The sequence below is a fragment of the Janibacter sp. GS2 genome (genome assembly GCF_051200835.1).
GTDB lineage: Bacteria > Actinomycetota > Actinomycetes > Actinomycetales > Dermatophilaceae > Janibacter.
On record NZ_CP195161.1, the window covers coordinates 2,798,890 to 2,820,209 of the forward strand.

Annotated in this window: 16 protein-coding genes and 2 tRNA genes; 6 read left to right on the forward strand and 12 right to left on the reverse strand. The window is 68.4% G+C overall.

All coding sequences use genetic code 11. From position 1 onward, the window contains the following. Positions 1–103: 103 nt before the first annotated feature. The 7 genes from ACR9E9_RS13450 to ACR9E9_RS13480 all read right to left on the reverse strand — a co-directional run bounded on the left by ACR9E9_RS13450 (position 104) and on the right by ACR9E9_RS13480 (position 7,504). Complete coding sequence (locus ACR9E9_RS13450) at positions 104–778, reverse strand: ATP-dependent Clp protease proteolytic subunit (protein WP_435199278.1); 675 nt, start codon at positions 776–778, stop codon at positions 104–106. 32 nt (positions 779–810) lie between these two features. After that, positions 811–1,392, reverse strand: coding sequence for an ATP-dependent Clp protease proteolytic subunit (locus tag ACR9E9_RS13455; RefSeq protein WP_435203663.1), 582 nt, complete (start codon positions 1,390–1,392; stop codon positions 811–813). A gap of 201 nt (positions 1,393–1,593) precedes the next feature. After that, entirely contained in the window at positions 1,594–3,825 is a 2,232-nt protein-coding gene (treS, locus tag ACR9E9_RS13460; protein ID WP_435199280.1) for a maltose alpha-D-glucosyltransferase, read from the reverse strand. 11 nt (positions 3,826–3,836) lie between these two features. Beyond that, positions 3,837–4,553 carry a PaaI family thioesterase gene (locus tag ACR9E9_RS13465; protein WP_435199282.1) on the reverse strand — a complete coding sequence of 239 codons (717 nt, stop codon included), beginning with the start codon at positions 4,551–4,553 and terminating at the stop codon, positions 3,837–3,839. A 44-nt stretch (positions 4,554–4,597) separates the two neighbouring features. Beyond that, on the reverse strand, positions 4,598–5,779 hold the full coding sequence (locus ACR9E9_RS13470; protein WP_435199284.1) for an MFS transporter: 1,182 nt from the start codon (positions 5,777–5,779) through the stop codon (positions 4,598–4,600). Between the two features lie 83 nt (positions 5,780–5,862). Further along, on the reverse strand, positions 5,863–7,233 hold the full coding sequence (gene tig / locus ACR9E9_RS13475) for a trigger factor (protein WP_435199286.1): 1,371 nt from the start codon (positions 7,231–7,233) through the stop codon (positions 5,863–5,865). Positions 7,234–7,430: 197 nt separating this feature from the next. Continuing rightward, positions 7,431–7,504 (reverse strand) — tRNA-Pro (locus ACR9E9_RS13480). 94 nt (positions 7,505–7,598) lie between these two features. Here ACR9E9_RS13480 and ACR9E9_RS13485 point away from each other — a divergent pair. The 3 genes from ACR9E9_RS13485 (at position 7,599) to ACR9E9_RS13495 (ending at position 9,805) form a co-directional block, all read left to right on the forward strand. Further along, positions 7,599–7,669 (forward strand) — tRNA-Gly (locus ACR9E9_RS13485). Between the two features lie 151 nt (positions 7,670–7,820). Next, positions 7,821–8,267, forward strand: coding sequence for a transposase (locus ACR9E9_RS13490; protein ID WP_435203665.1), 447 nt, complete (start codon positions 7,821–7,823; stop codon positions 8,265–8,267). Positions 8,268–8,785: 518 nt separating this feature from the next. After that, a complete protein-coding gene (locus ACR9E9_RS13495; RefSeq protein ID WP_435199288.1) occupies positions 8,786–9,805 on the forward strand; it encodes an FUSC family protein in 1,020 nt (339 codons plus the stop codon). Between the two features lie 1,361 nt (positions 9,806–11,166). On the opposite strand, the gene ACR9E9_RS13500 is transcribed toward ACR9E9_RS13495, so the two are convergent. From ACR9E9_RS13500 to ACR9E9_RS13515, 4 genes are all read right to left on the reverse strand, one after another. Beyond that, positions 11,167–12,090 (reverse strand): HAD family hydrolase, encoded by a 924-nt coding sequence (locus ACR9E9_RS13500; protein WP_435199290.1) that lies wholly within the window; start codon positions 12,088–12,090, stop codon positions 11,167–11,169. Beyond that, positions 12,083–13,021, reverse strand: a complete 939-nt coding sequence (locus tag ACR9E9_RS13505; protein WP_435199292.1) for a formylglycine-generating enzyme family protein — start codon at positions 13,019–13,021, stop codon at positions 12,083–12,085. The genes ACR9E9_RS13500 and ACR9E9_RS13505 overlap by 8 nt, the downstream gene beginning before the upstream one ends. 4 nt (positions 13,022–13,025) lie before the next feature. Beyond that, complete coding sequence (locus ACR9E9_RS13510; RefSeq protein ID WP_435199294.1) at positions 13,026–14,525, reverse strand: arylsulfatase; 1,500 nt, start codon at positions 14,523–14,525, stop codon at positions 13,026–13,028. 115 nt (positions 14,526–14,640) lie between these two features. Further along, entirely contained in the window at positions 14,641–15,447 is an 807-nt protein-coding gene (locus tag ACR9E9_RS13515) for a hypothetical protein (RefSeq protein WP_435199295.1), read from the reverse strand. 926 nt (positions 15,448–16,373) lie between these two features. Here ACR9E9_RS13515 and ACR9E9_RS13520 point away from each other — a divergent pair. Further along, complete coding sequence (locus ACR9E9_RS13520; RefSeq protein ID WP_435199297.1) at positions 16,374–17,456, forward strand: AI-2E family transporter; 1,083 nt, start codon at positions 16,374–16,376, stop codon at positions 17,454–17,456. Positions 17,457–17,542: 86 nt separating this feature from the next. Then, a complete protein-coding gene (locus ACR9E9_RS13525) occupies positions 17,543–17,851 on the forward strand; it encodes a carboxymuconolactone decarboxylase family protein (RefSeq protein WP_435199299.1) in 309 nt (102 codons plus the stop codon). 9 nt (positions 17,852–17,860) lie between these two features. Here ACR9E9_RS13525 and ACR9E9_RS13530 read toward each other — a convergent pair whose 3' ends face one another. Continuing rightward, complete coding sequence (locus ACR9E9_RS13530; RefSeq protein WP_435199301.1) at positions 17,861–20,065, reverse strand: LuxR C-terminal-related transcriptional regulator; 2,205 nt, start codon at positions 20,063–20,065, stop codon at positions 17,861–17,863. 233 nt (positions 20,066–20,298) lie between these two features. Between ACR9E9_RS13530 and ACR9E9_RS13535 the strand changes: the two genes are divergently transcribed. After that, entirely contained in the window at positions 20,299–21,312 is a 1,014-nt protein-coding gene (locus tag ACR9E9_RS13535; protein WP_435199303.1) for a DUF1254 domain-containing protein, read from the forward strand. Positions 21,313–21,320: the final 8 nt, after the last annotated feature.

The window sequence follows — 21,320 nt, forward strand, 5'->3', positions numbered from 1 at the left end:
ACGGCGGCGCGTCGCCCTGTTCCGCTATCAGCGGAACAGGGCGAGTCGTCCCGGACAGCACGAAGGGCCCCGGCGTCCCGGGGCCCTTCGTCGGTGTGGTCGCTCAGTCCTCGAGTGAGGCCTTGCGCGGGCTGAGCACCTCGTCGATGAGGCCGTACTCCTGGGCCTCCTGGGCGGTGAGGTGCTTGTCGCGCTCGATGTCCTCGCGGACCTCCTCGACGCTCTTGTTCGAGTGCTTGGACCAGGCCTCCTCCAACCAGGTGCGCATGCCCAGCACCTCGTTGGCCTGGATCTCGATGTCGCTCGCCTGGCCGCCGGCGCCCCCGGCGAGGGCGGGCTGGTGGATGAGCACGCGGGCGTTCGGCAGGGCGAAGCGCTTGCCCGGCGCACCAGCGGACAGCAGGACCGCGGCCGCGGACGCCGCCTGGCCGATGACGAAGGTCTGGATGTCCGGCCGGATGTACTGCATCGTGTCGTAGATCGCCGTCATGGCGGTGAACGAGCCGCCGGGGCTGTTGATGTACATGAGGATGTCGCGCTCGGGCTCCATCGACTCCAGGACGAGCAGCTGGGCGATGATGTCGTCCGCGGACGCATCGTCGATCTGCACGCCGACGAAGATGATCCGGTCCTCGAAGAGCTTGGTGTAGGGGTCCGTGCGCTTCATGCCGTACGAGGTGCGCTCCTCGAACTGCGGGAGGACGTAGCGGCTGGAGGGGCCGGGAGGCATCGGGGCGTCACCCGGCTGGTGGGTGCGGAGCTGGGGGTCGAAGTTCATGGGTATCTCCTGAAGGCTCGCGGGGAAGGGGCTCAGTCGCTGATGGGGTTGTCGTCCCCGCGGCTGGCCTGCTCGGAGCGCTCGAAGACGTGGTCGACGAAGCCGTACTCCTTGGCGTCCTGGGCACCGAACCAGCGGTCGCGGTCGGAGTCCTTGTGGATCTGCTCCTTCGTCTGCCCGGTGTGCTCGGCAATGAGCTCGGCCATCTGGGTCTTGACGAAGAGCATCTGCTCGGCCTGGATCTTGATGTCAGAGGCCGTGCCGCCGATGCCGCCCGAGGGCTGGTGCATCATCACGCGGGCGTGCGGGGTCGCGTACCGCTTGCCGTGCGTGCCGGCGGACAGGAGGAACTGGCCCATGGAGGCGGCCAGACCCATCGCGACGGTGGCGACGTCGTTGGGGACCCACTTCATCGTGTCGTAGATCGCCATGCCCGCGGAGATCGAGCCACCGGGGCTGTTGATGTACAGCCAGATGTCCTTCTCGGGGTCCTCCGCCGCCAGGAGCAGCATCTGGGCGCAGATGGCGTTCGCGTTGTCGTCGCGCACGTCCGACCCGAGGAAGATGATGCGCTCCTTCAGGAGGCGCTGGAAGATGTGGTCGTCGAGACCCATCCCGCCCTGCGGGCCGGCCGCGACGATCTCGCTGCTGTTGCTCACGCTCACTCGCTTCTCCGCCGTGACGGCGGTTGCTCTGGTGGTCTTCGAGACTGTCTCTGACCCTAACGCCCGCTCGCCGTCAGTGTTTCCCGCCTCCCACGGTTGTTCGCCCTGAGCGCAACGGGGCGCAGCAGCGCGGGCCGTGCACCCGCACGGTCAGGTCGCCGGTGTCACGAGCAACGCCAGGCCGGAGTGCCCTTCCATCTCGACGTGGAAGCCGTGCAGCTGGTCCACCTCGCCGAAGACCGTGCCGTCGCCCATGTCGGTCAGGCGCGACCCCGGCTCGAGGTGGTCGCTGATGACGGTTCCGGCGATCGGCTCCACCGAGAAGTTGAGCACGGTGACCTGCAGCTGCCCGGGCACCTGCTCGTACTCGTGCACCATGACGAGCATCGCCTCGTGCGCGACGTCCGGGACGTCGACCTGTCGTGTCGTGGCGATCGCGAAGTAGCCACGCAGGTGGAGGATCTCCCGCAGCCGCGTGACGAAGGAGTCGGGCTGGGCCAGCTGGTCGTCGACGCTCCCGTAGAGCATGCGTGAGCGGGGCAGCCCCGAGGCCGAGCGCTCCGCGGCCGGGTCCACCCCCAGCAGGTCGTAGGCGGGACGGTGGATCCAGCGGGTGTCGCCCTCGTGCAGGAGCGGCTCGATCTCCTGCGCCGGGATCGGCAGCGCACCCACGAGGTCCCAGCCGGAGAGGGCGAAGACCCCGGGCTGGAGCGCGTTGAACATCGCGAGCAGCAGGTGCGCCCGCGTGACCCGCTCGACCTGCTCGTCGGTGAGCGCGTCGAGGTCGCGGTAACCGAGGGCCGCGGTGATCACGGACGCGGTCGTCGAGGCGATCCCGTTCGTCGTGAAGACGAGGTTGTAGGGCGCCGCCTCCCCCGTCAGTGCCTCGGTGAGCTCCTCCCGGACCGTCTCCGCGAGCTGCTCGCCCGTGACCTCGAGCCCGCGGAAGGCGAACTCGTCCTCACGGTGGCGGCTGGCGAAGTGGACCAGCTCGTAGGTCATCTCGTCGTGGTTCTGGAGCGCGTGGACGAGGCCGGCGGCGTCCACCCCGAGCTGTTGTGCCTCGCGGAGCGTCAGGCGGAGGAACTCGGTGTCCCCGGTCGCCAGGGCATGGTGGTAGGCGGGGCGGTTGATGAAGTCATAGGACAGGTCCGCTCCGCCGGTGGCGGTGTCGCGGATGTCCTCGATCGAGAGGTTGAGCTCCTGGAAGGTGAAGCCGCCGACCTTGCGGACCATCGACCCGATGAGCTGGTTGGCCGCCTGGCTCAGGGGGTGCCCCTCGGACCACGCCGGCCCGACATCGAGGGTCCGCTCGACCCCGAGGAAGCCGTTGGCGTCGAGTCGCAGTCCCCCGGAGCCGAGGTCGCCGATGCTGTGCAGGGCATCCCCGATGACCAACCGCATGCCCGCGAAGGTGGGGTCCAGCCAGTTGATCGAGGGCTGCCCCTCCTTGAAGTAGTGCAGGTAGACCCAGCGTCGGGTGATGCCATCGGGTCCGGTCACCGGCGCGGTGGCCGACCAGTTGGTCTCCTTGAGCCCCGGAACGTGGAAGATCACCCGTTGCAGCTCACCGATGATGTGGCCGGCGTCGGTGAGGGCCAGCTCGTCGGACTCGTCGAGGTTGACGGAGTCCCGCCCCGGCGGGATCTCCGGCAGGAGATGCCAGTCCTCGGGCGGGACCGCGACCATGTGGTAGATCCCGGGGAAGTCCTCGACGCCGAGCTCTGCGAGGCGGAAGTCCGCTCCCTTCCCCGTGTGGCCGGGGACGATGTCGTCGATGACGGTGCCCTCGTGCTCGGCGGCGACGCGGCACATCTCGCGGTAGTCGTCCTCGGTGCCGAAGAGCTCGTCGATGTGCGTGGCCACCCGGTCGAAGTGGCCGTCGACACTCGGAGTCGGGTGCCACCCGGACAGGCCACCTGCCCGCTTCACCGGACCGGTGTGGACCGCGTGGATGCCGATGCGCTGGAAGGCCGTCCACAGGGCCGGGTCGGCCAGTGTGGCGAGGAAGGACTCCCCCGGGCGGGTGATCATCGAGATCGGGTACGCGGTGAACCACACCGACGCGGCCTGGACCGCTGCTCGCGGGTCGGGCCGGGCGTAGGGGTTCTGCCACATCGACCCGAGGCCGGAGAACTGGCCGGCGATCTCCTTGGCGTCCTGGAGCATCGACTGCCCGCGCAGCCAGTCGACGTAGACGGGATTGGACCCGACCGGTTCGCCCGAGCGGACCTGCGCCGCGGACGGCGCGCCCTGGGGACGCAGCCGGGCCCGGGGCCGCAGTGCCTTGGGGCGGGCGGGAAAGTAGATCCGCGCGAAGTCGGGTTCCCCGGGCTCCTCGACCTCGAGCGCCTCGGGTGACGCCTCCTCGAACTCGCTCATGCGGCCCCACGCTACGTGCTGGGCTGCTCCTGCGTCGCCCCGTTCGGGGCGGCGAAGTCACCGGCGTCCCCGGTCGGCGTGCCGATGTACTCGCGCGCCCACGACGGGACGACGAAGAGCGCCTCGGCCTGCGCCGTCACCCGGCCCTGCGGGTCGCGGATGTCACCGCGGGCGTACACCTTCCACCCCTCGACCTGCTCGATCCAGCCACGGCAGACGTGCTCGACCCCGAGCAGGGTGGGCCGGCGATACGTGGTGTTGAGGTAGGCGGTCAGTCCGGGCCGACCGATGCGGGCCGGCGCAGAGCCGATGACCTGGTCGAGGACGGCGGCGATCATCCCTCCGTGGAGACATCCGGGCGGGCCCTCGTAGGCGGCCGTGGGGGTGAAGGTGGAGCTCATGCTCCCTTCGTCATCACCGGTGACGGTCAACGGCGGGGCGAGGGGGTTGCGCATACCGACCATCGGGTTGCCGTGGTCGCGCAGCCGGCCGTCGCTGGCCGTCTCGACCCCGAGGGGGCCCTCCTGGGCGTGGGCGAGCAGCCGCTCGGTGAGCGCGCCCACCTGCTCGGCGACCTGCGCCAGCTCCTGTGCGTCGACCCGGGTGCGCACGCAGGCGTCGACGAGCCCGCGGACCCCGGCAGCCAGCTCCCCCTGGACCTGCTCCGTGGCGGCCAGCGCCTCCGGTTCCTCGACGGGGAAGGGGGAGACGAACGCGCCGTCGGTCATGGGTCCTCCTGGACGATGGCTGAACACGTGTGCAACATAGCGGATCAGTCGGATCCTGCGCTCATGCGTTCACGCACGGCAGGGACGGCGAGGAGTGCCGGGACGGCGAGGAGGCCCACGAGGAGCAGTGAGCGCAGGACGCCCACGTGGTCACCGAGGAGACCCAGCAGGGGCGGGCCGACGATGAAGGCCAGGTAGCCCACGGTCGACACCACGGACAACCGGGCAGCGGCACGAGCCGGGTCATCGGCCGCTGCGCTCATGCCGACCGGGAAGCCGAGGCTGGCCCCGACCCCCCAGAGCACCACCCCGACGAAGGCCAGTGGCGTCGATCCGAGGACGACGAGCAGCGAGCCGACGGCGGCCAGGCCGAAGAGCACCCGGAGCACGGGCACCCGCCCGTACCGGTCGAGCAGGCGCACGCCGAGCAGACGACCACAGGTCATGGCGGAGAGGAAGGTCGCGAAGGCGAGCACGCCGATCCAGCCGGGCTGGTCGTGGCCCTCGGTGACGGCGATGGCGATCCAGTCGTTTGCCGTGCCCTCGGTGAGGGCGGCGACGAGCACGACGAGGCCGATGACGAGCGTGCGCGGCTCGAGCCACGCGCTCCCGGGGGTCGAGGCGACGACACCGGAGTCCCGGGTGGGGTCGGTGGCGCGGGCGAGGAAGGCCCGCGGGGTCCGCAGGCCGACCACCAGCACGACCGCGGCGGCGCCGGCCAGGTGGATCCACACCGGGACCCCGAGGGCGACGATGCCCGCTGCGAGAAGTGCTCCGACCACGGTGCCCGCGGAGAAGAGGGCATGGAAGACCGGCATGACCGTGCGCCGCAGGAGCTGCTCGACCGCGGCCCCCTCGTGGTTCATCGCGACGTCCCACAGGGAGATGCCCACGGCGATGACGAGGATCGCCGCGGCGCTGACCCGCACGTCCCCGGCGACGTCGATGGCCGCGCCGAGGCCCAGGAGGCCGCAGGCCACGAGGAGCACCCCTGCGCAGACCGTGCGGGCGGCGCCGTGCGCGGTGATGACCCGGCCGGCGAAGGGCAGTGCCACCACCGAGCCGAGTGCTCCGGCGAGCAGGGTGCGCCCGAGCTCCCCCGGCGTGAGCGCCAGCTCGGCCCGGATGTCGGGGATGCGCGAGGCCCACGAGGCGAAGCCGAAGCCGTTGACGGCGAAGGTGAGCAGCACGGCGTTGCGGGCCGCCGTGGCACGCTCACCGGCCACGGGCACCTCCTCCCGCTGGGACGGACGAAGGGGGTCACCGCCGGGTGGCGGTGACCCCCTTCGTCGTGGGGTGCGTGCGGCGGTCAGGCCCGCTCGCCCTCGGGGGTCTCGCTGGTGGCCTCACCCTCGACGACGGTGCCTTCGACCTCGTCGGCCTCGGTGTCCTCACCCTCGGCGGCGCGCTGGTCCTCGGGGACGATGTCGTCGAGGTTGACCTCGTTGCCGTCGCCGTCGACGATCGTCGCCTTGTCGAGCGCAGCGGCGAGCGCCTTGCGACGTGCCACCTCGCCGACCATGCCCTCGACCTGACCCTGCTGGTCGAGCAGCTGGGCGAACTGGTTCGGTTCCATGCCGTACTGCTGGGCCTGCATCATCAGGTACTCGATGAGCTCGGGCTGACCGACCTCGACCTCTTCGACCTTGCCGACCTCGTCGAGCAGGAACTGGGTCTTGAGGGCCTTGCGGGTGGACTCGTCGACCTCTGCGCGGTGCTCGGCGTCCTCGAGGCGCCCCTCCTGCTCGAGGTGGGAGTGGATCTCGGACTCGATGACGCTCTCGGGCAGCGGGATCTCGGTGTTCTCGAGGAGGTGGTCCAGGACCTTGTCACGGGCCTGGATGCCCTGCTCGAACTTCTTCGACTGCTCGGCCTGCGTGGTGAGGTCCGCGCGCAGCTCCTCGGCGGTGTCGAACTCGCTCGCCATCTGGGCGAAGTCGTCGTCGACCTCGGGCAGCTCGCGCACCTTGACCGACTGGACACTCACGGTGCAGTCGGCGGAGGAGCCCGCCTGCTCGCCGCCGGCGAGCGGGGCGGAGAAGTTCTTCGTCTCCCCCTTGGCCATTCCGAGGAGCGCCTCGTCCAGGCCCTCGAGCATGTTGCCGGAGCCGACCTCGTAGGAGACTCCCTCGACCGAGTCGACCTCCTCGCCCTCGATCTCGGCGTTGAGGTCGATGGAGACGAAGTCGCCGGTCTCGACGACGCGGTCGACGCCGCTGAGGGTGCCGAAGCGCTCGCGCAGCTCGGTGAGCTTCTCCTCGACGTCGGCGTCGGTGACCTCGACGTTGTCGACCTGGATCTTCAGGCCGTCGTAGTCCGGGAGGGTGATCTCGGGACGCACGTCCACCTCGACGGTGAACTTCAGGGTCTCACCGTCCTCCATGGGCACCTCGGTGATGTCCACCTCGGGCTGGCCGATCGGCTCGACCTCGGTCTCCTCGACGGCCTTGCCGAAGAACTCGGGCAGGGCCTCGTTGACGGCCTCCTGGATGACCGCACCCTTGCCGACGCGCTGTTCGATGATCCGCGCGGGGACCTTGCCCTGGCGGAAGCCCGGGACGTTGATCTGGCTCCCGATGGACTTCAGGGCCGCGTCGACGTGCGGCTGGAGCTCCTCGCTCGGGACCTCGACGGTCAGCTTGACCCGGGTCGGGCTGAGGTTCTCGACGGCACTCTTCACTGCAGGCACTCCACACGATCTGGACGACGGGGGTTCGTGGGGCGCAGGCCCGCGAACCGGTCCACCGGCACTCGGGCGCGCACACACCGTCCCGGCTGGCCGGGACACGAGAAACCACTGTATCCGCTGACCGTCCTCGTGCCGAATGCGTGGCCGGCGTGGACCAGCGGACCGTGGACCTGCACGGGGTCTTCGTGTCGGGGTAGCCGGATTCGAACCGACGGCCTTCCGCTCCCAAAGCGGACGCGCTACCAAGCTGCGCCATACCCCGTGCGTCCCGATTGGGATCGGGCCACGAGCGGGGACTAGGCTAACCCCTGCTCACCTCCGCGCGACCATTGCCGGTCGGAACCGGAGGTGATCGTGCGGGCGTAGCTCAATGGTAGAGCCCCAGTCTTCCAAACTGGCTACGCGGGTTCGATTCCCGTCGCCCGCTCCCCTGTCCTGAGCCGCGACATCGTTGACACGGTGTCGCGGCTCAGGGCCTTTTTTTTCGGTCCACTTTGGGTGTCTGAATCGCACTGTGTCGAGTGGAGTCACTGGTCTGTCCCCGGTCCTGAGGAGTCGGAATCTGTGGATTCTGGCATCTGACCTCGGGAGGCCAGACGGGACGAGGGGGGTATTCGGCTGAGTTCCGGCGCAAGGTTCTTGACGGCCTCGCTGCAGGACGCAACGTTGCTGCTTTCGCGCATGGCCTGGGCGTCAGCGACCGGACAATCTACGGCTGGCCCCGACAGGACCGGATCGATCAGGGTGGGGCCCCGGGCCTGAGTAGTACCGACAAGGGCGAGGTCACGACCGCGAACCAGAGGATCCGCGAACGTGAGACGGAGCTGGCTGTTGATCGCCGGGCGGTCGAATCGTTGAAGGAGGACACCAGCCCAGAAAGTCGGTCCGCGGCGGTCGACGTGACGCCGCGGAAGATCGGCCGGTGCAGGTCGCTTGCCGGGGTCTGGGTGTCTCCGAGGCGGTTTCCACGAGCATCGAAATCGGCCACCTCCTGCACCCGGTGTCCGGCACGCGATGCCCCATGATCTGTTCAACCGGGTGCACGTCGAGTCGAGGGCACCTGCGGTGCTCGGCGGGTTCACGCTGAGCTGACCCTCGGCAGGGGTGTCGCTGCGGGCGACACCCGCCAACAGGGCGCGCGATTCGGGACTGCTGGCCTCGATGGGCAGCATCGGCGACTACTACGACAACTCCATGATCGAGTCGTCCTGGTCCCGCATGCAGATGAACTACTCGACCGCCAACAGGGGAACACCCGCACGGCGCTGACCAATGCGATGTTCGACTACCTCGCCATGTGGCACAACCGAAACCGCCGTCACAACCAGTTCGGCTGCCCGATAGAGTTGCGTAGGCAACCGCATCATCATCGTGGGTGAGAATCCAGGAAATCTGGACCGCAACGAGATCCGGGACCCACCAGAGCCTCCATCACCCCCCGTGCGGTGCACCCGGTCTCGTCTTCCTCGTTGTGCTGACCCTGGTTCTCCGATGAGATCTGCGTGCTGATCGGGGTTGACACCATGATCTGAGAGTTGTCGTTATGACCAAAGAGGCCACGTCGTCACAGCACCCTCCCCCCCTCGCACGGCTCACAGCTCTCGCCGTGTTGTTGTTGGCTCCGATCCTGGCCCTGAGCCTGAGTACGTGGGCCGCCAACGGTTCACTGTGGTTCTTGGGGATGCTGCCGGCGGCGATCGGGCTGTCCAGCAGTCCGCGCCTGGCTGCGGGCGCTGCTCTCCTCACCCCGACGTTGATGGGCCCGGCCTTGCTGTTTCGGGAGCTGCCAGCGGTCGGGAGTATGTACATGGCTCTCATCGGCGTCGCGGTCGGGCTCTCGGCCCTGCGCGGCTGGAACGTCGTGGGGTCCTTCGCCGGGCCCATGGCCGCCTTGGCTTTGATCGGCGCGCCACAGGTCGCCATCGCGTCCGGCACCGTGCGCGCCGAATCATCTCTCGAGGCCGGGCTCGCCATGATGGGTTTCGTCGCCGCCGGGGGGTTGTGGACGACCTTGATCGGACGTCATCTCGTCGCGATCAAACGCCCCAGGGCACCCATGGTCGTTCCTTTGCACACAGCTCGATACTTCGCCGTCGCTCTGGCCGTGCCGGTCGGCGTGGCCACGTACATCGCGATGACATGGTTGACCTCACCGAACGCCTGGTGGCTCATCCTCACGCTCTTCGTCGTCGTTCAACCGTATTACGCCGCGGCGAGCCACAAGGTGATGGCGCGCGTCGTGGGGACTCTGGCGGGAACGTTGCTCGCCATCGCCGTCGCTGAGCTGCTCAAGCACCAACCCGTGATCATCACGATTGTTGCTCTCGTGCTCACTGTCGCTGCAGCCTGGGCCAACCTCACCCGCCCCTACTGGGTGTTCGTCCTGTTCCTCACCCCCGCCGTGGTCCTGCAGATCACCGGCGGGCCCAGTGCCATCATCACGAGTGCCCTCGACCGCGCCCTGTACACGACGGTCGCGAGTGTCGCTGCGATCGTGCTGTTGACGATTGGACACACCCTGATCACACGCAAGGCCCGAAAGTCGCCTGCCCCGGTGGACTGATCCTCGCTGTGGTGGCCCGAGCAGGCGACGACGAACGCACCTGCTTGGACGGCTCGCGCGATTCAAGGACTTTCCGCCTCGGTGGCGGCGGAGGATGGCGTCGTGATGGCGGGATGGATTCGCGCCCGCACGAGCGGAAGCTGACCACAGCGGTGGCACGTCGTAGACCATCGAGAAGTCCCCGTGCCCGGAGGTCTGCGAGACCATCGCCCCGCTCGGATAGACCCGCGGTCCGGGAACCGACACCACCATCGATCGCCTGACGCACGCCACACATCGGCCCACCGGTATCGCCCACGGCGGTGCATCCGCGCATCAGCGTGCGATTCGCTGCCGCGCTGGTCCTCGGATACGAGCAGAGTTGCTGTGTTGGCCTCCATCCGATCGAGACGACAGCAGGGCCCGGGCGTGGCCGCGTGACGCCCACGCGCGTCGTGTTGGCGGATGAGCTTCCCGATAACGGCCCAATGCCCGCCGACCCACATTGCCTGGTCGACGTCATTCCGTGTCGCGCTCGGTCACGAATGTCCGCTGAACCACGATGCCACCAAGACACGGAGCGGGCACGAGGTCATACCGTGGAGTGGGGTCACCTGATGCCGGCCCCGTGGCGTCAGACATGTGCGCTCGGGTGGATGGTTCAGCGCACAGGGCCGTCGTCACTAGCACAGGCCACGAGGTGATGAGTACCACGACCAGAAGGCCCAGGGCGCTGCCCCAGGCTGCTGCCGTGGAGGAGCGACTCCCGACTGATGAGCTGGGGTAGCAGGATCGCCGAGGCGTACTTGGTCGCCTCGAGTCCGCAGGTGAGCAGGAGCGCTGACGTCGCCACGAAGTGACGGTTCGTTCGATGGGATCCCAGATGCTCCAAGAACCAGACGGCCAGGGCGGCCGTGAGGACTGCGCCGAGGACGGCAGCCCCAACGCTGGGCAAGATGCCCCGGCCCAGCCACGTGGCCAAGGCGGTACTGGACATCGAACCCGCGAGCAGGATGGCCGCGAGCAAGGCCCGGGCTGAGCCCGCAGCCGCGCGGTCCACCCGACGTCGGGCTACCCCAGACGGCATCGACGGCTCGACGCAGGGCGCCCGTGGCCGCGGACGCCGCCCACAGCAGTCCACTGACGCCCAGCTGGTCGATGATGGTGGTGGTGGTGACGGTTCGGTTGCGTCGGTTCACGAGGCCGGCGACTCCGCTGGCCAGCACCAGGATGGACAACAGTGCGACGAGGAAGTAGAAGCTCACGGCGGCGGCGAGCGGTGGAAACGATCACAGTCTCGTCCCGACGATCATCATCATTGGCGGCGGGGAAGCCACAGGTGTTCCGCGACCGATGAGCCACCGCATCGCACTACGGCACCATCAAGGACTCGAGTCAAAGACCTGGTCCCAGTCATGCGCCATGCTGACGACGCTCCACCCCCGGCGAGCAGCGACGTCGGTGATCGCCTCGTGGTCGGGGACGGTCTCTGCGGTGCCGAGGTAGTCGAACTCCCGATCCGCATCATCATGGTTGATCACCAGGGCCAGCGTGGGCCCGTCTCCGGCAGCCGCCCACTCGAGCATTTCCCGGTCGCCGCCCGAGTTGCCGGCAGCGAAGATCGGCCGGCGACCCAGCTGCGTCTGGATGTTGGTGACCTTGTTCGGCCCCTCGTTCGCCCCGGCGACCAACCGGGCGGTGCGCGTCAGGGCGGGACCGGCGCCGTCGGCCGGCGTCGGGACGAAGTCATAGGCGATGAGGCTTCCGACGACGTTCTCCGGCGGCACGCCGTAGAGGTCCTGGCTGACCGCCCGCAGGAACTCGGTTCCTCCTCCGGTGACGATGCAGACGGTGAAGTCACGCGCGCGGAGCTCGGCGATGAGTTCGCGCATCGGCAGGTACGTGTTCGATCGCAGCGGCCGCCCCAGGGTCGGGTGGGTCGCACGTCCCAGAAAGTCGCGAACCCGTGCCGTGAACTCCTCGGGGCTGCGCCCCTCGAAGAGTCGGGTCAGCTCGTGAGCGATCCGCTCGAGGCCCATCTCCCCGATGGCCGCGCGGTCGCCGGCGAGCAGAGCCGCGAACTCCGGGACCGCAGCGAGACCCGGGTCCGAGAGCACGGCAGTCTTGAGCGCGTCGACGAAGAAGTCGTACTGGACGTAGGTGGGCCGCTCGCACCACAGCGTCCCGTCGTTGTCGAAGCAGGCGACGCGCTGCTCGAGCGGCAGGGACTCCGCGACCTCGAGGAAGGCCAGGACTGCATCGCGGGTGGCTCCGGGGCGCCACGAGGCCAGGACCGCGTCACCCATGGTCCGCTCCGTCCGTGTCGGTCCGGCGGATGCATCGGAATCCCACGTGGCTCATGCCGGTGTCGACCATCTGCGGCCGTCGCGCCGCCGGCCGGTAACGCAAGCAGTAGGAGTCCGCGCAAAGGTGGGAACCGCCCTTGACCACCTTGCGGCCGACCCGGAACTGCGGCTGAGCCGGGTCGTAACTGGCCTCGAGGTCGCTCCCCCTGGGATTGTCGGGTGCGCAGCACGGGGAACCGGCGTCCTCGGGATGGCGGCTGCTCCACCAGTCGTCCGTCCACTCCCAGACGTTGCCGGCCATGTCGTGCAGACCGAAGGCGTTCGCCGGAAAGCTGCCGACCGGCGCGGTCCGCAGGAAACCACTCTCACCCGTGCTCCGCCACGGGAAGTCGGGACCGTCCCAGATGTTGGCCATGACCCGGCCACCGGGTCGGGGCTCGTCTCCCCAGGTGTAGGCGGCACCATCGAGTCCGCCTCGGGCCGCGTACTCCCACTCGGCCTCGGTCGGGAGCGCGGCCCCGACCCAGGCGGCATAGGCGCGGGCATCCTCGTGAGCGACGTGGACGACCGGGTGGTCGAGCCGCGCGTCGATCGTGCTCCTCGGCCCGTTCGGGTGCTTCCAGCAGGCGCCCGGCCTCCACCGCCACCACTGGCTGAGGTGCCGCAGATCGACCGGACCCCGCGTCGGGGTGAAGACCATCGACCCGGGCTGGAGGTTCTCTGCCGGTGCGCCAGGATAGTCGGCCGGGTCGAGCTCCCGTTCGGCGACGGTGAGGTAACCGGTCGCCTCCACGAACCGGGTGAACTCGGCATTGGTCACCTGCGTGGCGTCAATGGAGAAGGCGGCGACCCGCACGTGATGGGTGGGGGCCTCCTCCGGGTAGTGGTCCTCGGACCCCATCCGGAAGAGGCCCCCTGGCAGGTCGATCATCATCTCAGCTGCTCGTGATTCCGGCCTTGAGCTTGTCCATCACCCGGTCGATGTTGAAGCTCGCCGATTCCTGCCGGGCCGGGAACTCGATCAGGCTCTGGATCATCTGCGCGACATACGTCTGCGCCGGGACGAAGGTCCAGACGTGGTCGAGGACCCAGTCGTAGTAGGTGTTCGACGTGATGTCGGCGCGCTCGTACGGGTCGGTCTTGAGGTTGAAGAGTTTCGGAAAGCGCAACTCGGTGAAGGGCTCGGACCAGATGCTCAGCGTCCCCGTCGCCCTCTGCTCGAGGAAGACGAACTTCCAGTTGTCGTAGCGCAGGGCCACCAGGTCGCCGTCGTCGGAGACGTAGAAGAAGTGCTGGCGCGGACTCTGCTCGACCTTCCCGGTGATGTAGTCGAGCTGGTTGTTCCCGTCGAGGTGGACCTTGTACGTCGTCCCGGCCAGCTCGGTGCCCTGCCGCAGTCGGTCGGCGACGTCGGTGTCGCCGGCGGCCGCAAGGAGGGTGACGAACCAGTCGTTGTGGCTGACGATCCCGTTGCGCACCTGGCCCGCCGGGATGTGTCCCGGCCAGCGCACCATGGCGGGCACCCGGAAGGCCCCCTCCCAGTTGGAGTTCTTCTCGTTGCGGAAGGGCGTCATGCCGGCGTCCGGCCAGCTGTTCATGTGCGGGCCGTTGTCGGTGGAGTACATGACGATGGTGTTCTCGGCCAGGTTGTTGTCGTCCAGGAAGTCGAGGACCGACCCGACCAGCTCGTCGTGGTCACACATCGTGTCGTGATACTCCGACTGCCAGCGGCCGGCCTTGCCTCGGCTGCCGTCCTTGATGTGGGTGCGAAAGTGCATGTGGGTCGTGTTGAGCCAGACGAAGAAGGGGGTGTCGCTGTCCTTCGCATCGGTCATGAAGCGCATCGCCTCGGGCACGACCTCGTCGTCGATGGTCTTCATCCGCTCCTTGGTCAGCGGACCGGTGTCCTCGACGCGTTGGGTTCCGTCGTCGTTCGCCCACGAGTGCATGACTCCCCGAGGACCGAAGTTCTTCCGGAAGTTCGGAAACTCCTCCTCCGACGGGTAGTCATCGAGCTCCGGCTCCTCCTCCGCGTTGAGGTGGTAGAGGTTGCCGAAGAACTCATCGAAGCCGTGGGAGGTCGGGAGGAACTCGTCGCGGTCCCCGAAGTGGTTCTTGCCGAACTGTCCCGTCGTGTAGCCCAGCGACTTCAGCGCCGTGGCGATCGTCGGGTCCTCTGCTCGCAGCCCGATGTCCGCACCCGGCATGCCGACCTTCGTCAGTCCCGTGCGGTAGGGGTTCTGTCCGGTGATGAAGGCCGCACGACCTGCGGTGCAGCTCTGCTCACCGTAGTAATCGGTGAATCGCACGCCCTCGGTGGCCACCCGATCGATGTTCGGGGTGCGGTAACCCATGAGCCCGTCGGAGTAGCAACTGAGGTTGCTGATCCCGATGTCGTCGCCCCAGATGATCAGGATGTTGGGTTGATCGGCCATGGTCGTCTCCCTGCGCTCGCTGTGGACGCATCCGGGGATGCGTGTGCCCTCGCGGCAAGGTAGTGCGGCCCTGCCCGGCAGGGCATCACCCACTGTGGGTGAAGACACCGGCGCATCACCGGTCGATACTGCACGGCGCGCTGATGGAAGGGGGCGCGGACTCGGACATCGAGACGGCGGTCTCCTCGATCAGGCGTGGTGTCACTCCCCCACTGCCCGCTGCGAACGGGTTCGCCAAGGACGCGACGATGAGGAGCAGCACCATCGTGAAGACGCTCGACATCGACACCAGCAGGGCCTGCGTGCCGCGTCTCGAGGGCAGTGTCACGGCGAAGATCAGCATGACGACGAAGGCACCGCCACCGATGAGCAGGACCCACAGCATCGGGGGCATCGTGGTCTCGGCCGCGACCAGCCGGGTCTCCCTGGCCGTGGAGATGTTCCCGATCTGCGCCGCCAGGTTCGTGGCCGACGCCGCGTGCAGGGCCCCGGCCGCGGGTTGGTCCGCCTCGCCGAGGGAGACGACGAGGGCCAGATAGGCCGCATCGACCTGCGGCGACCCGCCGGTGTGCTCGGCCAGCGCCGGCCAGTCATGCGCCGGTACGGAGCGGGCATAGCAGATGAGCGCACGTTGGACACCCGGTTGCGTGTCGGGGAAGAGCTCGGCCTGGTTGTACGCCGTCCCGATCGAGGTGGCTTCCGCACCGACGGACTGGCGGGCATCTGAGAACTCCCCGAAGAGGAAGAGAATCGAGAAGCCGACCACGACGCCGTAGGCCGTCGCGATGTAGGACAGCGTCGACGCCCAGGAATTGTTGTGGACCTCCCGCTCGCCGAGGAGCCGGCGCACCCACAGGCAGAGCCCGAAGGCCACGACGAAGGTGACGACCAGGAGCCCCGCGTTGCCCTCTGGACTATTCACGTCGTCGTGCACCTCCTCATGGCCAGAGTCCTCACGAGGCGAGGATCCGCGCCTTCTGCGCTGCGAACCCCTCGTCGCTGAGGATTCCCTGCGCCTGCCTTGAGCCCGGCCAGCTCGGTGAGTTGGTCGATCACGGCGTCCCCGGTCCCGCTCGAGGCGGCTGGCGGTGGGTTCACCGGTCGTTCGGCCACAGCCGGCGCACAGGCGTTCGCGCCCCGAGCGGCGAAACGCCCCACCTGTCGGCGTTGCACCCGTCCGCTGACGGTTGTCGCGGCGCCAGCGACGACCGCCGTGCGTGCGACACCTCTTAGTAGTGCCGGCATGGTTCCTCCTGGGTCGGCCGAGTTCGCGGGTCCGTGGTGCGGTCAGTCCGCGGACTCGGTGCCTTCAAGGGCGTCGAGCAGTTCTTGGGCCGGGATGCGCTCACTCGCCACCACCTGCCCTCTGCCCTGTCGACGGCAGCCACGAGTCCGCTGGCCCAAGCCAGGAGCCCGCCGGCCCACGTGTCGTCGAAGAGACCGCTCGCTGCGCCGGCACAGGCCTCGAACCGCCCAGCCCCGGGGCAGCGTCCCTGACATCGGCCCGCGTCACCCTGCCGGAATCGTCCTTGCAGACTGCGGCGATGTCGAAGAGTCGGACGACCCCGCTGTCGAGCACGGCAGCCAGCTCAGCAGCCACCGGCTCGGCGACGGCGTGGGCCGGGAACTCGACGAGGAGGAACCGAGGGGGCCGGGGCAGCGTCGTTGGTCATCGGGGAGTCCTTGCCTCGTGGCCGGGCGGATGATGAGCCTCGCACGCCTGGCGTGACGGCCACATCATGCGAGATGGGTGATCACGAGCGTCGGTCCCGCCGGATGGGGCTGCGACCCCGCGAGTCATGCTGATTGGATGAGGTCGGGCGACGACCCACGTGGTGGGCTGGGCTGATGAACAGCGAGGCAGTGCCCGTGCTCGAAGGTCAGGGTGGTACGAGGACGCTGCGGCTCCTGCTCGGCGCTGCCGCGCTGACCTTCCTCGCCGTGACGATCAAGGCCGCGAGCGACATCATCGGACCGCTGATGCTCGCGTTGGCACTGACGATCGTCTTCCACCCGTTGCGACGGCGCCTGTCCCGGCGCCTGCCGCCGTGGTTGGCCTCGGTGAGCGTCCTCATCGGGGTCTACCTGCTGTTGGCCGTGCTCGGTCTGATGCTCTTGGTCTCAGTCGCCCGGTTGGCGCAACTGCTCCCGCAGTACCAGGCGCAGCTCGCGGCGCAATGGGCCGGAGTCGGCGCCATCCTCCAGTCCTGGGGTATCTCCGCGAGCCAGTTGGACACCATGAAGGGCTCCTTGGACACGACGCGCGTGGCCGCCGCAGCCGCATCCGTCCTCGGGGAGATGGTCGGCGTCCTGTCCAACTTCTTCTTCATCGTGGTGCTGCTGCTGTTCCTGGCCTTCGACGGCGCGCAGACCGAGCGCCTCATGACCCATTCCCGACAGTTCCGTCCGGACGTCGTCGAGGCGATGTCGTCCTTCGCTCGAGGGACGAGGGCATACCTCAGCGTGTCGGCCGTCTTCGGGATCATCGTCGCGGTCGTGGACACCGGTGCGCTGTGGATCATGGGAGTGCCCGGAGCCTTCGTCTGGGGCGTCCTCGCCTTCGTGACCAACTTCATCCCGAACATCGGGTTCGTCATCGGCGTGGTGCCACCGGCACTGATCGCCCTCCTGGACGGGGGGCCGGGACTGATGCTCGCCGTCATCATCGTCTACAGCGTGATCAACTTCGTCATCCAGTCGATCATCCAGCCCCGGGTCATCGGCAACTCCGTGGGCCTGTCGACGACGTTGACCTTCCTCTCACTCGTCTTCTGGACCTGGATCCTCGGCCCACTCGGGGCCGTCCTTGCCGTGCCGATGAGCCTGCTCGTGCGAGCGGTGGTCGTGGAAGCCAACCCGGCCAACCGGTGGATCCTGCCCATCGTCAGCGGCCGAGCCACACCCTCGGCGTCCGGCGGCTCCGGGCCCTAGAGATCTTTCACCTCACCTGAACGGTGCGGTCGTGCACGATCCGGAGTTGGCTGGTCGCCACTCACCGACGAGCGAGAGGGCTCTTCATGGACCACTGGGAGTACCTGCGACACCTGACTCTCGACAGCCACGAGCCGGCAGCTCCCCCCGGAGCACTCGACGCCAAGGCGCGTTCGCTCGTACGCCTGGGAGCCCTCGTGGCCGTCCTCGCCACGGCCCCCTCGGTCCGTGCGGAGATCGATGTGGCCGTGAGCACAGGAGCGACGGCAGCAGAGATCGTGGACGTCCTCGACACGGTACTGCCCGTCGTGGGACGGCCGCGGGTGGTGGCTGCTGCGCCGAAGGTGGCCCTGGCCCTGGGCGACGACCTGGACCTGCTGGATGATCCCGGATGACCCTGGTCATCAAGGCCCGAGGAGGCCACCCTCGATGGCTCGCTCGACTGCAGCGCTCCGCGTCGTGACACCGAGCTTCCGGTAGATGGAGCCGACCTCCGAACTCACGGTGTTGCGCGAGATGAACAGACGTTCACCGATCCCTGCGAGCGTGAGATGCGTCTGCAGATAGGGCAGGAGACGCGTCTCCGCAGGGGTCAGCGGCACCGTGGCGACGCGCTCCACCGTGTCGACCAGGCTGTGCCTGAATCCGGCGATCTCATCCACCAGCACGCCCATGTCCGGGCGCCTCGCGAGGAGCTCCTCGATCTCGCGGAGCACGTGCAGGGCCGCTGAACGGTCGCCCATCTCGGAGAAGGCCTTGGCGAGCTGCAACCGCAAGCGCATCGCCACGAAGGGCAACACGTGCGTGCACCCGACCCTCGCGCGCATCGCCCGGGCCAACAACCCCTTGGCGGTCGACAGATCCTCCCGACGAAGGGCGACCCTCGCGGCGACCGCGAAGGCGAAGGCCGAGAGCGCATACCCCTCGAGGTGGTGCTCCTCAGCACGGCGGACAGCCCTATCAGCATGCACCTCCGCGGTCGACCACGCGTCCTGATCCATCGCCAGCAGCGCCAGCTCGGCCTCACTCAGCACGACGGATGTCGTGGAGCCGCGCTCACCCGCACACATCGAGGACCTGACGAAGGCGTCGGTCGCCGCGTCCGTGTCCCCGCCGAGCAACGCGGTGGACCCGAGCAGGTAGAGCGCCGTGTCCCGCCACGGACTCCACTCCGGCTCGTGCGCGACGGCGTACGTGGCATCCTCCCGGGCCCGCAGCGGTCCGTCGAGGCACATCACGGCTCGAATCATCGCCCTGGCGGACGCGAACGAGGCCCGGTCCTTCGCAGACTCCGCGTCGGGGTCGAAGGCATCGAGGACCGCGGCCCACCGCTCCGACCCGGGCGATCTGCCCTGCAGCAGGGCGGCCCACGTCGCGATCACGAGCAGGTCACCCGAGGTCTCGATGACCGCGTCGCCGACCTCGCGGAGCCATCGATCGACGAGCGCGACCTGCCCACTCCCGTAGGCCGGCATGGCCAAGGTGGCGATGAGGCCACCGGCCCGCTGCGGAGCACCCGCCGCGAGCAGATGCCCAACGGCGCTGCGGGGACGGCCGTGCTCTTCGAACCAGTCGGCAGCCCGCAGGTGCAAGCCACGGACGATGTCCCCGTCGTCCCGCTGCACCCGTGCGAGCAGGAACTCACGAAACAACGAGTGGTAGCGATAGCGGCGCCGTCTGCGGTCCAGCGGGATCAGGAAGAGGTTGTATTCCTCGACACGCTGCAGGAGGGCACCTGAGCCCGTGGTGTCGAGCACCGCGTCGCACAGTGAGCCGGAGAGCTCCTCGAGGATGGCCGTGCGACGCAGGAACCTCTGCAGATCATCGGACAAGCGAGCAAAGACCTCGTGGTGGAGGTAGTCGGACACGACGCGTTCGTCACCGAACAGGGAGCGCACCTCTCCCCCGGCGCGGATCGTCAGAGCGCAGAGGACGAGCCCCGTCGGCCATCCCTCGCATCGCTCGACGGCCGTGGCGACGTCCTCGTCCGACACCGTGACCCGGTGGCCATCGAAGATCGGTCGCGCGTCCTCGGCGTCGATACGCAACTCCTGCGGGCCGATCTCGACGGTGGCGCCGGTCAGTCGAAGCCGGGTCAGGGAGGGCTGCTCGTATCGACTGGTGAGGACCACCTGCGAGCCATCCGGCACCCCCGCGAGGACGACCTCGAGCGCGTCCTGGCACTCCTGCGAGCCAGCCGCGTGCAGATCGTCGGCCACCAGCACGAAGGGCTCCGGGGCATCCGCCAGCACGGCGGCGAGCAGTGGCGCGGCTCCTCCGAGCACGGCCTCCCGCGTCCCTCGCATCTTGGGCACGATGGCGGCGACGTGCGGCATGATGGTCGAGCACGCGGTCGCCAACAGCGTCAGCAGGGCGCCGGAGTCATCGTCGAAGCGGTCGACGGAGGCCCACGCCACGGGGCGCTCCTCCGTGGCGGCCCACTCGGCGACCATGGTCGTCTTCCCGTACCCCGCCGGCGCGGTCACGGCCACGACACGTGCGTCGCTGTGGCGAGCGGCGTCGATGACCCGTCGTCGACTCACTGCTCCCCGGCGCGGCCGGTGGACCACGACCTTGGTACTGAGTGCAGCGGCCAACGGGCTCGCCACCGAGGGAGGCGACCTGCGATCGGACCCTGTCATGCCTCTCCCTCGACCCGAGTACACCCGAGCCTCAGTTCTACCATTGTCGTCGAGCGTCGATGCGTCTCACAACGACGTGCGTGTCACTCGGTCGGTGGCCTCGGTCGTGGGCCGGACGTCGGCATCGTGCAGAACAGATGATGCCGCCGAGGGAGGGTGGTGCGAGCGTGATGACTCCGACCGCTGACGAAGGAACCACCATGCCCCCCGTGCACACCGCGAACCTCAGTGGTCAGGACACCATGGAGTGCTTCATCAGGGAGTACCCGAATCGCAAACAGGTCACGACGATGCAGGCCTGGTTGACCACGCACCGGCCGGGCACGTTCAGCTTCACCGGGCTCGTCGACCCACTGGACGCGACCGTCGTCTCGCCCCAGGCCACGGTCGACTACGGCTACTGCTGGTTCAGCCTCTCCGAGGGCCCGGCGATCGTCGAAGCACCCCGTTACGGGAGGTTCTTGTCCGTATCGGTCTTCGACATGCTGCACAACGTGCCGGCAGTGGTGGCCAATCCCGAGAAGCCCCTCCTGCTGATCCGGCCCGGCCAGGAGGTACCCACCGGCGACTTCACGGTCGTGGAGCTCGAGACCGATCAGGGCCTCGTCCTGACGAGGATGGTCGTCGTCGACAACCTCGACGAGGTCCGCACCCTGAGCGAGTCGATCACGATGCACGGCGGGGGTGGCGACATGACGCGCGCGGTCCAGAGGTTCTCCCCGGGGGTGGAGGCGATCGGCCTGCAGGTCATCGCAGACGTCGTACCCCACCTCAACCCGGACATCGCCTTCGGCAAGAAGTCCGGTGATGTCGGCGTACTGGCACTCGCGGGCGGAGTGATGCAGGGGCAGCTCGGGACCCCGAGCGACACCGTCCGCTATGCCCTGCTCATGCATGATGACGACGGCGAACCGCTCAACGGCACGGACACCTACACCGTCACGGTTCCGGCCGGCATCGTCAGGGACACCGGATACTTCTCCGTCACGGTGTACGGCACCGACAACAAGCTGCTCATCCCCAACGACCGGGGGGTCTACGACCAGAGCACCTACACCGCCACCGCGGACGACGACGGCACCTATCGCGTCACCCTCAGCCCCTCAGGGGAGGGCATCAACGGCCTGCCCACCGGGAAGCCGTTCTACGGGTTGCTCCGTGCCTACGTGCCCGCGCCCGGAGCGACCATGACCCCGTCGATACGCAGGGAGTAGATCGCGGG